The organism is Undibacterium sp. Ji50W, from assembly GCF_049340445.1.
Taxonomy (GTDB): domain Bacteria; phylum Pseudomonadota; class Gammaproteobacteria; order Burkholderiales; family Burkholderiaceae_D; genus Undibacterium.
In genome coordinates, this window is sequence record NZ_JBMPOX010000019.1 from 1 (window position 1) to 14,780 (window position 14,780).

At 51.7% G+C, this 14,780-nt stretch carries 10 protein-coding genes; 4 read left to right on the top strand and 6 right to left on the bottom strand.

Translation table 11 applies throughout. From position 1 onward, the window contains the following. Positions 1-213 precede the first annotated feature (213 nt). Positions 214-3,393 carry a sensor histidine kinase gene (locus ACO0K9_RS21335; protein ID WP_422988182.1) on the bottom strand — a complete coding sequence of 1,060 codons (3,180 nt, stop codon included), beginning with the start codon at positions 3,391-3,393 and terminating at the stop codon, positions 214-216. A 363-nt stretch (positions 3,394-3,756) separates the two neighbouring features. Here ACO0K9_RS21335 and ACO0K9_RS21340 point away from each other — a divergent pair, with 363 nt between their 5' ends. The 4 genes from ACO0K9_RS21340 to ACO0K9_RS21355 all read left to right on the top strand — a co-directional run bounded on the left by ACO0K9_RS21340 (position 3,757) and on the right by ACO0K9_RS21355 (position 8,491). Next, complete coding sequence (locus ACO0K9_RS21340) at positions 3,757-4,098, top strand: four-helix bundle copper-binding protein (RefSeq protein ID WP_422988184.1); 342 nt, start codon at positions 3,757-3,759, stop codon at positions 4,096-4,098. 146 nt (positions 4,099-4,244) lie between these two features. Continuing rightward, positions 4,245-5,816 carry an oleate hydratase gene (locus ACO0K9_RS21345; protein WP_422988186.1) on the top strand — a complete coding sequence of 524 codons (1,572 nt, stop codon included), beginning with the start codon at positions 4,245-4,247 and terminating at the stop codon, positions 5,814-5,816. Positions 5,817-5,874: 58 nt separating this feature from the next. Continuing rightward, the gene (locus tag ACO0K9_RS21350) at positions 5,875-6,909 is read left to right on the top strand and encodes a zinc-dependent alcohol dehydrogenase (protein WP_422988188.1); all 1,035 of its coding nucleotides are present in this window, start codon (positions 5,875-5,877) and stop codon (positions 6,907-6,909) included. Positions 6,910-7,108: 199 nt separating this feature from the next. Continuing rightward, complete coding sequence (locus ACO0K9_RS21355) at positions 7,109-8,491, top strand: NAD-dependent succinate-semialdehyde dehydrogenase (protein WP_422988190.1); 1,383 nt, start codon at positions 7,109-7,111, stop codon at positions 8,489-8,491. A gap of 37 nt (positions 8,492-8,528) precedes the next feature. Here ACO0K9_RS21355 and ACO0K9_RS21360 read toward each other — a convergent pair whose 3' ends face one another. The 5 genes from ACO0K9_RS21360 to ACO0K9_RS21380 form a co-directional block, all read right to left on the bottom strand. Beyond that, positions 8,529-9,158: a GNAT family N-acetyltransferase gene (locus ACO0K9_RS21360; protein WP_422988192.1), complete on the bottom strand. Its 630-nt coding sequence runs from the start codon at positions 9,156-9,158 to the stop codon at positions 8,529-8,531. Positions 9,159-9,190: 32 nt separating this feature from the next. Beyond that, the gene (locus ACO0K9_RS21365) at positions 9,191-9,967 is read right to left on the bottom strand and encodes an enoyl-CoA hydratase (protein WP_422988194.1); all 777 of its coding nucleotides are present in this window, start codon (positions 9,965-9,967) and stop codon (positions 9,191-9,193) included. Between the two features lie 17 nt (positions 9,968-9,984). Next, positions 9,985-10,899 (bottom strand): alpha/beta fold hydrolase, encoded by a 915-nt coding sequence (locus ACO0K9_RS21370; protein ID WP_422988196.1) that lies wholly within the window; start codon positions 10,897-10,899, stop codon positions 9,985-9,987. 100 nt (positions 10,900-10,999) lie between these two features. After that, the gene (locus ACO0K9_RS21375) at positions 11,000-12,196 is read right to left on the bottom strand and encodes an acetyl-CoA C-acyltransferase (RefSeq protein ID WP_422988198.1); all 1,197 of its coding nucleotides are present in this window, start codon (positions 12,194-12,196) and stop codon (positions 11,000-11,002) included. Positions 12,197-12,386: 190 nt separating this feature from the next. After that, the gene (locus tag ACO0K9_RS21380; RefSeq protein WP_422988200.1) at positions 12,387-14,774 is read right to left on the bottom strand and encodes a 3-hydroxyacyl-CoA dehydrogenase/enoyl-CoA hydratase family protein; all 2,388 of its coding nucleotides are present in this window, start codon (positions 14,772-14,774) and stop codon (positions 12,387-12,389) included. Positions 14,775-14,780 lie beyond the last annotated feature (6 nt).

A 14,780-nucleotide genomic window follows, 5' to 3' on the forward strand; every position in this document is an offset into this window, starting at 1 on the left:
ATTCCTGTGGCTTGGGCTAATTCCACAATGGCACGATTGATGGGAGGTATCATTTGTTGAATTACCCATTCCTTTTGTTCTGCCGTATAGCGTACTCGTTTCATCTTACTCTGCCTTTCGCTCTCCATTGAGTTATGTTTCTGATGACGCGACATCTATCCTGACATGGAGGGTCATTTGGAAAAGTAAGCTCGCGCTGTACCGCAGTTGGCTCTACTTAATCCTGCCCGGCAACAAGGATTTCAGTTGATTGGTCAGATTCGATATCAGGCTCGATACCAGACTTGAACCTTTGTCTTCCACATACACTATGCTGGCGGCGATAGTGAGCACGACTTCGCTTCCTCCGGTTACGCCATTCAAGATTTCAAGCTCGCCTCCCATTCCTGATGCCCGTTCCCGCATACCTGTCAATCCCCAGTGACCTGGACGCTTGCCCTGCTCTCGTATTTCCTGCGGCATACCCTTCCCATTGTCTCTGACATGCATGGAAAAATAGTCCGTGCCATAAATGAGATACAGCATTACCTGCGTTCCCTGTGCATGTTGGAAGGCATTCAACAACGCTTCCCTACCTATATAAAATATCTCACCCTGAATATCAGGCTTGATCTGCGCATGGCTACCTGTCGACGACAAGGTAAATGTCACTGGATAGTTTTCTTCCAGCGTTTTCCCCAAATCACGCAACGCTTTTTCCATGCCATCAGTAGCATTCTCGCTCACCCTCAGATTCATGACCTGATCCCGGCCTTCTGCCAGAACCTGGTCTGCCTGTCGCAACAGCTTACCCAACACAGGGCGTGAACTGACTTCTGGCGGCAAGCGATGGGCGACAGCCTGAAAACCCAGAATCAAGGCTTGTACACTTTGCAGGAAAGTGTCATGCAAAGCTCTGGCAATGCGTTCCCGCTCTTCTATGCGCTCAGTCATGCGTTCAGTAATTCTTCTCATTGTTATACGCAATCGCACCAAATACAGCAGATAGAGCATGACAAAAAAACCTATTGTGCAGACAGTGTAAAACCAGTACTTCTGGTAGAAAAATGCCTCAATTGAGAAATCCAGTGTGGCACCCTTCTCATTCCATACACCGTCTTCATTGCCTGCGATTACTTTAAAGCGGTAAGGCCCAGGTTCAAGATTGGTATAGTGGGCAGAACGTCGGGCACCTACCGTTTGCCATTCGCCATCTACCCCTTCCAGCTGGTATTTGATTTTTAGTTTTTCAGGATAGCTGAGACTCAAGGCCGTGAATTCTATGTCCAGGCTTTTCGTTCCGGCTTTCAGGGTAATGGCATTGCCCGTCAAGTGATGTTCACCATCGGTCACCAGATCCGTAATTTGAACCGTCGGTGCAATTGCATTATGAAAAAGCGTATCGGTATCAATGTACGCAAGCCCTGTAGTACTGACCATCCAGAGCCGCGTCTGCTTTTCTGCAACTGCTATAGGTGCTACTTTGATTAACGCTGCACCACTATAACCATCAGACGAATTCAGCAATTCATAGTTGATGCGCTGATCTGGATGACGAATAAACGCCTGCCAGTCAGCATACCGGATGTGCAGCAAGCCTTTGGAACCATTTAACCATCGATCACCATTTGGCGTTACCGCTACACCGGAAATCAAGGTGAGTATGCTGCTGTCACTATCAACAGTCAGGCGATGAAAGCGTCCGTTAATCATGACGGCAGTGCCGTTGTCTCCGGAAATGAGGGTGTCATACCTGGCATCTATAAAACCTATCGTACCCAGGTCTATCCCTTCTGTCGGGCCGAATTCTCTTATTTTTCCATCATGGAAATCGATGACTTTGTTATTGATGTAGCTGAGCCACAGATGCCCCTGATCATCTGCCGACATATTAGTGGCCCCTGTTGGGATGCCAAGCTGAATGCCACTGGTCCAGTGTCCATCCTTGAGGCGACGCAAACGAAAACTATAATCGTTGTCCCAGATATTCACCCCATCATCGACCAGCAAGCCTACTTCGGCCTGACTTGTCTTGCCCAAGCCTGCATCGCTGAAAGGCAAAGAAATGCGTTCTACCTGATTGTTCAACCGCCGTTCAAGATACTTGTCGCCGCCAGCTAAAATGCTGCCATCCAATCCGCGTGTCACTCTGGTATATGTTTGATCTTTGCTGATCAATGTCGTTGTTCCCCGAGCGTAATACCACAGCCCACCGGCGGGCTTGGTGACTATCCACAATTCGTCCTCGCCAGCGGCGGCAATCGAATAGAAGCGCGACTCTTCGGGCAAAGAAATGGACCGTATCTTGTTGGGTCTGTAGCGCTCCAACCCCAGTTGTGTTGCCACCCAGATGTTGCCTTCGCGGTCTTCCAGTATCGTGTTGGTCCTGGGGCTGTTTGGCGTAGCGACTTTTGGCCGGATTTTTTTTGCAAGACTACCTGGATTGAATTCTGTCAAACCTTGCAGTTCGTTCTTTGGTATTCTGCAAAGCCCTTGCAGACAGTTAACACTCCAAAAACTGGCTTCACGATCAAAAATGCCTTCACGTGATCCACGTCCGGTTAATCGCGCCGGTCGCGGAATGACTGTGGCATGCTGTCCCATGTCGACCTGGATGATTTTGTCCAGTGCGGCCATCCATAACTGTCCATCCGGGGACTCTATCAAGGACAGATCGTCTCCGCTCAGTCCGACAGGGCGGAAAACCTGATTCGTACGATCAAACAGAAACAAGTGATTTTTTGAGCTGGCCCACAATTGCCCGTATTGATCCAGCAGTACTGCCATCGCCCGGTTGCCAGGAAAACCTTGCCTCTCGTCGATTTTGGTCCATTTACCGTGCTGAAAACGAACCAGACCTTTGGTGGAAGCCACCCAGATGCTGCCGTCTATGTCAGACTCTGCCTCATACATTGCACCGACAATTCCCCCGTCATCCGGCGTGTAATGCTTCAGATGCCCGTTACGCAATACGCTGAACCCGCCGTAGGAATAACCTATCCATAGCTCGCCATTGGGCTGAGAAACAATATTCGCCAGGCGTTTTCTGCGCAGGGATTCACCTGGATAGGGAGTGAATTCTGAAAACTTCACCCCGTCGTACCGGAATAAGCCATTCGGTGTCGACAACCATAGCCAGCCATCCCTGGTCTGGGCCATGGAAATAATTTCAGCGGGGACGCCATCTTTCGCACCCCAGACATCACGGTGATAGTCGGCCAGCGTCAGTGGCTCTGTCGAAGACAGTGCGGGGGCCGCACCCAGTATGCCGGGCAATACAATAGCCAGGCAGTAAATCACCCGTACCTGGCGTCTGATGAAACAGGCAAGAAAATTGTTAAGTATGCAACCATTCCAAGCCTTGCACGCCACATTCAACACGACCCGGTTAACCAGTACAGACACAGAAGCCATTCCCATTTCAATTCTATTTCACTCCCATTGAATACCAACAAAGATCAACTCAGCGGATATTCGTATGATTTCTTTACGGAAAGTATATGGTATACAATTTTTGAATACAGGTTTTACTTTTTTTGCGATGCACAATCGACGCACCGTATTGCTCATCCCACAACGTCAGCACCTCAGCCAAGAACCATCACCGGGGATGGCACTGCAAACGATAGATATAGCTGCGTCATGTACGTCAACGCACATTCCATATCTTAAAAACGACGTATATGTGGGCTTCATGCTCATACGCACTATGCATAGTATTCAATGCTGCGCGCGGGCTTGATACCCCATCTGCCATGCTTATACAGGGAGCGCGTCATGAAACTTAAGCCACTCAATGAAAAAATGGAGCAATGTCTTGCCATCTGCCTGGCATGTCATCGCATCTGCACCGCCACAGCCGCCCATGTCATGCATGGGGATAGCAATCACAGCGAAGTGCTGCATCTTGTCAGCCTGCTTGACTGCGCCCAGATTTGCCTGGTGCATGCCGATTTCATGGCACGCCGTTCACCGCATCATTCTCATCTGGCCAGGGAATGTGCAGAAATCTGCAAGGCTTGCGCCACTCTTTGCGAAGCCCATGCAGACTCCGACGGCATGATGGACGATTGTGCAAAAGCCTGTCGTGCTTGCGCGACAAGCTGTACAGAGATGTGAATGACGAGCCTTGAATACTGCCAGGTTCTGCCTTTTGAAAACCCGGCTGTTATTTGTCATAGCACAAACCATGCACTTCAAAAGCGCGCCAAGCTTATATCAGGTCAATACATGGCTATACACATACTCTTATCCACTAGGAAATCATGACTACCAATACAAAAGCATATCTGATCGGCGGTGGCATAGGTTCGCTGGCAGCAGCGGCATTTATGATACGCGACGGCAAAATAAAGGGCGACCAGATCTCCATCCTTGAGGCGAGTTCTCTCATCGGTGGCAGCCTGGATGGTGCGGGAGATCCCGAACAAGGGTATTCATTACGTGGTGGTCGCATGCTGACCACCGACAATTATGAATGCACCTGGGATTTGTTCAAATCCATACCCTCATTACACCATCCGGGCAAATCGGTATTTGAAGAAACCCAAGAATTCAATCAACAGTTCCAGTCCAATTCAAAAGCCCGACTGGTCGACAAGCGTCGTGCCAGGGTGCCGGTAACATCCATGGGTTTCTCCATGCATGACCGCATGGAATTACTGAAATTGACCATGACAGAAGAAGCTGACATGGGCAACGGCAGGATTACCGACTGGCTTTCGCCTTCCTTTTTTGAGACAGAATTCTGGTTTATGTGGGCCACCACCTTTGCCTTTCAGCCATGGCACAGTGCGGTCGAGTTCAAACGTTATCTGCACCGCTTCATGATGGAATTTTCGCGTATAGAAACCCTGGCTGGTGTCAAACGCACTGTCTACAACCAGTATGATTCGCTGGTCTTGCCGCTGCAAACCTGGCTGAAACAGAATGGCGTTCATTTCATCACAAATTGTCAGGTACAAAGATTGACGCATACCGTCAACGACTCTTCATTGACCGTGACCGGCCTGGATTGCCAGCGCGATGGTATTCAAGAAAGCATCGTCGTCAATGAAGGCGACCTGGTGTTCCTGCAAAATGGATCCATGACCGATGCATCCAGTCTGGGGTCCATGAGTAGCGCGCCAGAAAAACGCAGCAAGCTTGATAGCAATGGCTGGCGCCTGTGGGAACAACTTGCTGCCGAACGGCCAGGCATGGGTAACCCCACAGCATTCAACAGCTGTATTGCACAATCGAATTGGGAATCTTTTACCGTCACACTGAAAGACCCACGCTTCTTTAACCTAATGCAAGAGTTCAGTGGCAATGAAGCCGGCACCGGTGGATTGGTGACATTCAAGGATTCCAACTGGTTGATGTCCATCGTGCTGGCGCATCAGCCACACTTCATCAACCAGCCAGAAGGCATTCAGGTGTTCTGGGGTTATGCCCTGTTTCCTGACCGCATAGGCGATTATGTCGCCAAACCCATGAGCGAATGCAATGGCGCTGAAATCTTGCAAGAACTGCTGGGGCATCTGCGTTTCGATACCGAAGTATTTGACAACGCCAATTGCATCCCATGCAGGATGCCTTACATCACCAGCATGTTTATGCCCCGTTCTGCTGGTGACCGTCCTTTGCCGGTGCCACCCGGCACCAGGAACTTCGCCTTCATCAGCCAGTTTGTCGAAATCCCCGATGATGTCGTCTTCACGGTGGAATATTCCGTCCGCGCGGCCCAGATGGCGGTCTACAAACTGCTGGCTGTCGACCGTCAGGTTCCACCTGTTACCGCACATGACAAATCAATCGGTACGAAAATGGAAGCTTTCATCAAAGCATTCAAATAACCGCACGTACGTAAGTTACGTAAGCCATATCGCCAAACACCTACTTTTGGAGAATCACATGACACTGACCATGCAAGCCGCCGTAGTTGAACAATTTGGACAAGCCCTGGTGTTGAAAGAGTTGGCTATTCCCGAACCTGGGCCGGGCCAGATCCTGGTCAAGACCGAAGTGTGTGGTGTGTGCCATACCGATCTGCATGCCGCCGGCGGTGACTGGCCACTCAAGCCACCTTTACCTTTTATTCCTGGCCATGAAGGTATCGGCATCGTTGTCGCACTGGGAGCAGGCGTCACTGCCGTCAAAGAAGGCGACCGCGTCGGCGTGCCATGGCTGTATTCGGCCTGCGGGCATTGTGAATACTGTCTGGCGGCGCACGAGCCGGTTTGCCCAGATGCGCAGTTCGGCGGCTATACAAAAAATGGCGGTTTTGCCGAATACATCATTGCTGATCCCAATTATGTTGCCCATATTCCTGCAGGTCTGGCAGCGCGTGAAGCTGCGCCATTGATTTGTGCCGGTGTCACCTCGTACAAGGGCATCAAGGAAACCCAGGCCAAGCCGGGCGACTGGATCGTCATCTCCGGTATCGGGGGTCTGGGCCATCTGGCTGTCCAGTATGCTAAAGCCATGGGCCTGCATGTCTGCGCAGTAGATATCGACGACAGCAAGCTTGCCCATGCCCAGCGTTTGGGTGCTGAGGCCATCGTCAACGCCAAAACTGCCGATGCCATAGAGATGGTCAGAGAAGTGACTGGCGGCGGTGCACATGGGGTACTGATTACGGCACCTTCACTCGCCGCATTCAAGCAAGGCGTGGGCATGACACGCAAGTTTGGCACTTGTGTTTTGGTGGGCTTGCCACCTGGTGAATTTCCTACCCCGCTGTTTGATGTCGTGGCGAATTGCATCACTATTCGTGGCTCTTTTGTCGGTAATCGTCGTGACATGGCAGAAGCCTTAGCCTTTGCAGTCGACGGCAAGGTCAAGGCCGATATTGAACTGCAACCGCTGTCTGCCATCAACAAGGTGTTTGAACGACTCAAACATGGTGAAGTGCCTTCACGTGTGGTAATTAACTTCCTGCCTGACTGAACTCAGCACCTGGCAGAGAAACGCGGGATCAATATATCTACGTATGCGCGCCACCTATACGCGCCACCTATGCGCGCCAGCGCACCGAAAGACAAGACATTGGGGACTAGCATCAAAGAACTCACCCGGTAAAAAATGCATGCAGCACCATCGCTGCATGCACAATTTTTTGCCAATTATTCAGAAAATGGCCCCTATCATGTCCTATCAAAGCATCAATCCCTACACTGGTAAAACCCTTAAAACATTTGAACATTCCAGTACTACACAACTGCAACAATCGCTGTCAACTGCCGATTCTTGTTTCAGTGTGTGGAAGCACACCAGCTTCAAAGAACGCGCCGCCATCGTCGCCAGAGCTGCACAACTCTTGCATGCACAGTTCGACGACTTTGCCAGGTTGGCTACGCTGGAAATGGGCAAACTCATTAACGAAGCACGCGCCGAAGTCAAGTTCAGTGCCGCCATCCTGGCTTATTATGCAGAACATGCTGAAAGCTTCTTGAAACCTGTCGAACTCAATCCAAAATCAGGCCAGGCGCATATGGAATGCAGCCCACTTGGTGTGCTGTTTTGTGTTGAACCCTGGAACTTCCCTTTCTATCAACTCGCCAGGGTGGCCGGGCCGCAACTCATGGCAGGGAACGTGATAGTCGTGAAGCATGCTGCATGCGTGCCACAATGTGCTATCGCATTCGAAAAACTCTGGATTGATGCAGGTGCACCGCTTGGTGCTTATACCAACCTGCTGATCTCCTATGAACAATCAAACATCGTCATTGATGATCCACGCATCAAAGGCGTCGCTCTGACAGGTAGCGTCACTGCGGGCAGGGCCGTTGCTGCACGCGCCGGACAAAACCTCAAAAAATCCACGATGGAACTAGGCGGCAGCGACGCCTTCATTGTGCTTGACGATGCCGATATGGATAAAACCATCCCGTGGGCAGTATGGGGTCGCATGTACAACGGTGGCCAGACTTGTTGCGCTGCCAAGCGATTCATCGTTCTCGAATCTATAGCCGATGAATTCATCACCAAATTCCAGCAAGCATTGTCAGGACTGACCCCGGGTGATCCTATGGATGAAAGTACCACGCATGGCCCCTTATCAAGCGAAGCAGCCTTGCTTCAACTGATTAAACAGGTCGAAGTCGCTGTTAAACATGGTGCCAGGGTCCTGATGGGTGGCAAACGACTGGATTGCCCCGGTTCATTTATGGAAGTGACTATTCTCACTGATATCAAACCGGAGAATCCGGCCTTCCGCGATGAATTTTTTGGTCCTGTGGTTTCATTCTATCGTGTCAAGGACGAGGCCGCCGCCATAGCGCTCGCCAACGATTCTGATTTTGGTCTGGGTGGCTCTGTCTTTACCAAAGATCTGGCCCGTGGGCAAGCTATCGCAAGTCAGGTCGATACCGGCATGATGTTCATCAATAATCTTGACTGGGCTGACGCAGATCTGCCATTCGGTGGTATCAAAAATTCTGGCTACGGACGAGAATTGGGCGACATGGGCATACAAGAATTCGTCAACAAAAAACTGGTCCGCACAACGGATGGCACTGCGCCAGGCTGAAATCTGTTTCTATGCGGCGCAGTGCTTCCCGTTGAAATTAGTACGGAATATGCGCCGTCGTGTATGGCGAGCGTATGCGCCATCCCAGCGATGAATATAAACGCTGTCCTGCAGCAGTAGCGACCAGTATCTGGGTCGAGGCACTGGATCGTCTTGTCGAATGCAATGCCCGCATCAGACAGGCACCCAGGCCACGTCGCCGGTGTTCAGCCTGGGTAGCAATTCTGTCGTAGATGAAAAAGCCATTGTGCTCTGCTGCATCACCGCTGGCGGCGAGTTCCCCTGTATCGGTCAGGATGCGTGCCGTGGTGGCAGTGGCACTGGAAGTCAGTTGCACGGTATAGCCAGGTGCGAGTGAAATATCGTCGACACAAAAGTCTTCGCCTGTCATCACATAGCGCAGGTCCTGCAATTGCCAGCGCGGTGGTAACAGGGCCTGCAGTTCTTGCTCGCTGCCGCATAATTTCAGGAAAATTTTTGGCGTGACAATCTCGTCTGCAAGTTGACGCAAACCATCTTCAACACCCGCAAATACATAACGCTGCAATTCGTCTGGAAGTTGCGTATCAACCCGCCAGCCGCCATGATCTGCAACCGGCGCCGGCAAGCCGCGTGCGAAAGAACGCGCACGTAGCCAGCCGGTGATCAGTTCGGATTCAACAGACATCTGTTTGCAATCACTGTTCTTAAGAAAAAATCTTAGTTGAACTGACTAAAATCCGGTTTGCGCTTCTGGAAGAATGCCATGAATGCTTCTTTCGCTTCCGGGCCACTGAGCATGGCGGCAAAATGTTTATTTTCTTCCAGCATCTTGGCGCTGATGGCGGCGGGCTGGTTGCCTTTCATCAGGCGCTTGGTGACACGTATGGATGCTGCCGGCAAAGCGGCCAGTTTGGCGGCTTGTTGCTGGGCATAAGGCAGTAATTCTTCGAGTGGCAAGACCTTATTGACGAAACCCATCTCAAAAGCTTCCTGGGCGCTGAAAGCTTCGCCCAGCATGAGTTTTTCTGCGGCGCGCTGATAGCCTACGATTTGCTGGAACACCATGCTGGAGGCAAATTCAGGGCACAAGCCCAATTGCGTGAAGGGCATGGAAAGTTTGGCATTGTCGGCCAGGTAAATCATGTCGCAATGCATGAGCAATGTGGTACCTATGCCGACTGCTGCACCAGACACAGCAGCAATGACAGGCTTGCCAAGTTCATTCAAGGCCTGCATGAACTGGTACACCGGTGGTAAATTATCTGGTGAGGCGATGCTGCCAGAATTTTTCATGAAATCTTCGAGATCATTACCTGCTGTAAAAATCTCGGGCTTGCCGGTAATCAGGATGGCACGCACGGCCACATCTGTTTCTGCATCACGCAGGGCATCGGCCATGGCCTGGTACATGGCCTGGGTAATGGCGTTTTTCTTTTCCGGACGATTGAAGCTGATCGTCAAAATACCGTTTTCTTTGTGGGTCAGGATATCCATGGTCTAGTCTCTTATCTTCAGGTCGATTGTTTTATTGGAGCAGTGTTTGGAGCAATATTGGGAGCAGTATTTGGAGCACTGTTGAGCCATTGCAAGGCTTGCTGCCATAGTGTATGCCGAAATTGCGGGCGGAAAAAACCGAAATGCCCGATACGTTTTGCATTCACTTCTGTGGGGTGGATATAACGCCGTTCCACTGCCGCGTTACTGTAATAATCATGCATGCTGTCTATGCTGCGACGGCTCATCATTTCGTCATCGGTAAAGCTCATGCACAGTATGGGTTTGTGGATTTTATGATGGCCGGTCTGCATGGGGCTGCCATCTTTCTCAACAAAATAGGCCGGGCTGCGGCACCAGCGCGACCACTGATAAATCACGCCCTTGGGCAAATCGCCCACCTTGCGCATTTTTTTGCCAGGGAAATAACCCCACAGACGCGTGTACAGCGGCACCAGGAAATACCACATCAGCCAGACAAAACGCTTCAACTGCGGGGAATTATCACGCCAGTAACCGCTGCCACAACCTATGGTCAGCATGCCATCAATCAGGTGATTGTCTGGCACCAGGCCCGGCAATTGGCCGCCCAGGGAATGACCAACAATCAGCAGCGGCACATCTGGCTGCCATTCCTTGGCGGTTTTCAGTGCAGCGTTATAGTCTTTTTCTGCCCAGTCATTGATATTCGCCTTGAAACCACGCAGCGATTCACGATACTGATCCGGAATGGATTCGCCCATGCCACGATAATCGAAGCTTAATACGGCGATACCGTGTTCGGCCAAAAATTCAGCGAAGGGTTCATAGAAATTCTGTTTCACACCCATGGCCGCAGGCATGACTACCACCGATTGTATGCTGACTGCAGGTGTGAATTTTTTTGCTGTCAGCGTAGTGCCGTCAGCCGTCACAATTTGTATCGTCTCCATCACAACTCCTTCGGTGCGGATGCGCAAGCATCTCGTAAAAAAACCGCGCAGAAAAAAAGTAATCTGCGCGGTTTGATTTTTTCCTGTGTTGGCTTACAGCTTACATGCGTTCAAAAATACCGGCTGCACCCATGCCTGTACCTACACACATGGTGACCATGCCGTATTTCAGGTTGTTACGATGCAGAGCATGAATTGTCGTTGCTGAACGTATCGCACCCGTCGCGCCCAGTGGATGCCCCAGCGCAATCGCGCCACCCATAGGGTTGACCTTGGCCGGGTCTAGACCAAGGTCTTGTACCACGGCCAGTGATTGTGCAGCGAACGCTTCGTTGAGTTCAAACCAGTCGATCTGGTCTTGCGTGATGCCAGCAGCACGACATGCCGCCGGGATGGCTTCTTTAGGACCGATACCCATGATTTCTGGCGGTACGCCACGTACTGCAAAAGAAGCAAAACGTGCCAGCGGTGTCAGGTTGAATTGCTTGAGGATTTTTTCACTGACGATGATCAGAGCACCAGCACCATCCGACGTTTGCGAGCTGTTACCGGCTGTCACGCTGCCTTTGGCGGCGAACACGGGTTTCAACTTGGCCAGACCTTCGATAGAGGTATCGGGACGTGCGCCTTCATCGCGGCTGACGGTGCGGGTTTTCAATTCGATTTCGCCGGTAGCCAGGTTAGGTAAGCGGTCAATGATGTCAACCGAGGTGGTCTCGGCATCGAAGTAACCGGCGTTTTGGGCAGCGATAGCACGTTGGTGCGATTGCAGGGCAAACGCATCTTGCGCTTCGCGTGACACTTTCCATTGCTGGGCCACTTTTTCTGCAGTCAAACCCATGCCGTAAGCCATGCCGACGTTTTCATCTTTCAGGATAGCCATGTTCATGGATGGGCTATTACCCATCATAGGCACCATGGACATGGATTCGACACCACCGGCGATCATCACGTCAGCCTGGCCGACGCGGATGCGGTCTGCCGCCATGGCAACAGCAGTAATGCCGGATGCGCAATAGCGGTTGATGGTGACGCCACCGATAGTATTCGGCAAACCCGCCAGCAGTACGCCCATGCGTGCCAGGTTCAGGCCTTGCGGGCCTTCAGGGAAAGAGCAACCGATGATGGCATCTTCAGCCAGTTTAGGATCAAGATTAGGCACCTGTGCAAAAGCAGATTGCAGTACGCGCACCAGCAAATCATCAGGGCGGGTGTTACGGAACATGCCACGACCAGATTTGCCGATCGGGGTACGGGTAGCAGAGACGATGTAGGCGTCTTGGAGTTGTTTAGTCATTTTTGATTACCTCAATTCGTTAAGGTCAGCTAAAACTTATTCTCAACAAAGACCCCTCACCACAGAGGCACTGAGACACAGAGGAAAGGTGGAGAAAATCGAGTTGCCAGGCTGTTCTCTGTGTCAACTCTGTGTCTCGGAGTCTCTGTGCTTCGGTGGTGAGAGGTCTTGGATCTTAAGTTTTTCCTTTTTAGTTACGGACTGGCTTACCAGTTTGCATCATGCCCATAATGCGCTCTTGTGTTTTTGGATGATTCAGCAATTCCATAAACGCCTTGCGCTCCATGTCCAGCAGCCATTGCTCGCTGACCAGGCTACCGTTATCGATGTCACCACCGCTAACCACTTCAGCAATCATTTTGCCCAGTTTGAAATCATGGGCAGAGATGAAACCGCCATCACGCATATTGATCAGTTGTGCAGCAATCGTGGCAATGCCATGACGGCCCGTGACTGGTACCAGTTTGCGCATTGGGGCGCGGTAACCGGCATCAAACATGGCGCGCGCTTCGACCTTGGCGACGTGCAGCAATTCATAGGGGTTGAAGACGATGACGTCATCCGCAGACAGGTAACCCATCTTCTGTGCTTCCAGCGCCGATTTGGATACAGCGGCGGTGGCAGCATTGGTGAAGTAGTTTTTCAGGAACTGCAACAAATCCGTGCCTTTGGCATCTGCCGCTGCACGTACTGCTGCTTCTTTCAAGCCACCACCACCAGGTACCAGGCCCACGCCCACTTCAACCAGGCCGATGTAAGACTCAATGGAAGCGACACGTTTGGCCGTGTGCATCATCAATTCGCAACCACCGCCGAGCGCCAGGCCGGAGACAGCAGCAACCACAGGGATGTTGGCGTATTTCAAGGCCTGATGGGCATTTTGCAGGCGAGAGATCGCAGGTTCAATCGCTTTCACGCCACCGGACATGAACAAAGGCAGCATCGCTTGCAAATCAGCACCGGCAGAGAATGCACCGCCGTCGGCAGCATCAGCACTCCAGATGACCAGGCCCTTGAAGTTTTTCTCGGCTTCAGCGATGGCTTTTTCCATGCCTTCAATCACGCCTGGACCAATCACATGCATCTTGGTTTTCAGCGACAAGACCAGTACGTCGTCATTCTGATGCCAGATACGGACAGATTCATCTTCAAAGAAAGTCGTGCCGGCAGTTGCGCCAGTTGCCACGCCCGTACCCAGTACCGGCGCACGGAAGGCTTGACGGTCGTACACAGCCAGGTTGGAGCGCGGCACATAAGTGCTGCTTGCAGGTGACCAGGAACCTTCAGCGGTGTGCACACCCGTGCGTCCGTCAAATACCCAGGTTGGCAGCGGTGCATTGCACAGTGCCTTGCCAGCATCGATATCTTCCTTGACCCAGCCTGCCACTTCCTGCCAGCCAGATGCCTGCCATGTCTCGAACGGGCCTACGTTCCAGCCAAAGCCCCAGCGCATGGCGAAGTCGATATCGCGTGCATTGTCGGCAATCGTTGCGCCATGCACAGCGATGTAGTGGAAGGCATCGCGGAAAATCGCCCACAGGAACTGTGCCTGTACATTGGTCGATTCACGCAGGGTCTTCATTTTCTTGACCGGGTCTTTTTCTTTCAGCATGCGGGCGACGACTTCGTCCGCCTTGGCACCGCCAGTCACATATTGTGCTGTGGCGAAGTCCAGACGCTGGATGTCTTTGCCGACTTTCTTGTAAAAGCCTGCACCGGATTTTTGACCCAGGGCACCTGCAGCGACCAATTTGGCCAGCACTTCAGGGGTTTTGTAGACAGCGAAGAACGGATCATCGCCCAGATTGTCTTGCATGGTCTTGATAACATGGCCCATGGTATCCAGGCCGACCACGTCAGCAGTACGGAAAGTACCGGAAGAAGCACGACCCAGTTTTTTGCCGGTGAGGTCATCGACGACGTCAACTGTCAGGCCAAATTTTTCTGCTTCATAGATCGTTGCCAGCATGCCGAAGATACCGACGCGGTTAGCGATGAAGTTAGGTGTATCCTTGGCGCGGACCACACCTTTACCCAGGGAAGTCGTCAGGAAGCCTTCGAGCTGGTCGATGATTTCTGGACGGGTAGCAACGGTAGGGATCAATTCCACCAGATGCATATAGCGTGGTGGGTTGAAGAAATGCACGCCGCAGAAACGGGCTTTCAGTTCTGCATCAAAGCCTTCAGACAAGGCGGTGATGGACAGGCCGGAGGTATTGGAAGCGAAAATCGCATTTGGCGCAATGTGCGGGGAAACCTTCTTGTACAGGTCATGCTTCCAGTCCATGCGTTCTGCAATGGCTTCGATGATCAGGTCGCAACCGGCCAGCAAGTCCAGGTTGTCTTCGTAGTTGGCTACTGCTATCAGGGCGGCGTCATCCTTGTTGCCCAGTGGCGCAGGATTGAGTTTTTTCAAATTCTCGATGGCGCGCAGGACGATGCCATTCTTCGGGCCTTCCTTGGCAGGCAGGTCAAACAGGACTACAGGTATCTTTGCATTGATACAGTGAGCAGCAATTTGCGCACCCATCACGCCAGCGCCCAGAACGGCAACTTTTTTAACGATGAAATTGGTCATTTTTAA

What these genes read in the sequence shown, in the direction of transcription:
- ACO0K9_RS21335 (WP_422988182.1), bottom strand. Translation starts at nt 3,393, where the DNA reads ATGGCTTCTGTGTCTGTACTGGTTAACCGGGTCGTGTTGAATGTGGCG.
- ACO0K9_RS21340 (WP_422988184.1), top strand. Translation starts at nt 3,757, where the DNA reads ATGAAACTTAAGCCACTCAATGAAAAAATGGAGCAATGTCTTGCCATC.
- ACO0K9_RS21345 (WP_422988186.1), top strand. Translation starts at nt 4,245, where the DNA reads ATGACTACCAATACAAAAGCATATCTGATCGGCGGTGGCATAGGTTCG.
- ACO0K9_RS21350 (WP_422988188.1), top strand. Translation starts at nt 5,875, where the DNA reads ATGACACTGACCATGCAAGCCGCCGTAGTTGAACAATTTGGACAAGCC.
- ACO0K9_RS21355 (WP_422988190.1), top strand. Translation starts at nt 7,109, where the DNA reads ATGTCCTATCAAAGCATCAATCCCTACACTGGTAAAACCCTTAAAACA.
- ACO0K9_RS21360 (WP_422988192.1), bottom strand. Translation starts at nt 9,158, where the DNA reads ATGTCTGTTGAATCCGAACTGATCACCGGCTGGCTACGTGCGCGTTCT.
- ACO0K9_RS21365 (WP_422988194.1), bottom strand. Translation starts at nt 9,967, where the DNA reads ATGGATATCCTGACCCACAAAGAAAACGGTATTTTGACGATCAGCTTC.
- ACO0K9_RS21370 (WP_422988196.1), bottom strand. Translation starts at nt 10,899, where the DNA reads ATGGAGACGATACAAATTGTGACGGCTGACGGCACTACGCTGACAGCA.
- ACO0K9_RS21375 (WP_422988198.1), bottom strand. Translation starts at nt 12,196, where the DNA reads ATGACTAAACAACTCCAAGACGCCTACATCGTCTCTGCTACCCGTACC.
- ACO0K9_RS21380 (WP_422988200.1), bottom strand. Translation starts at nt 14,774, where the DNA reads ATGACCAATTTCATCGTTAAAAAAGTTGCCGTTCTGGGCGCTGGCGTG.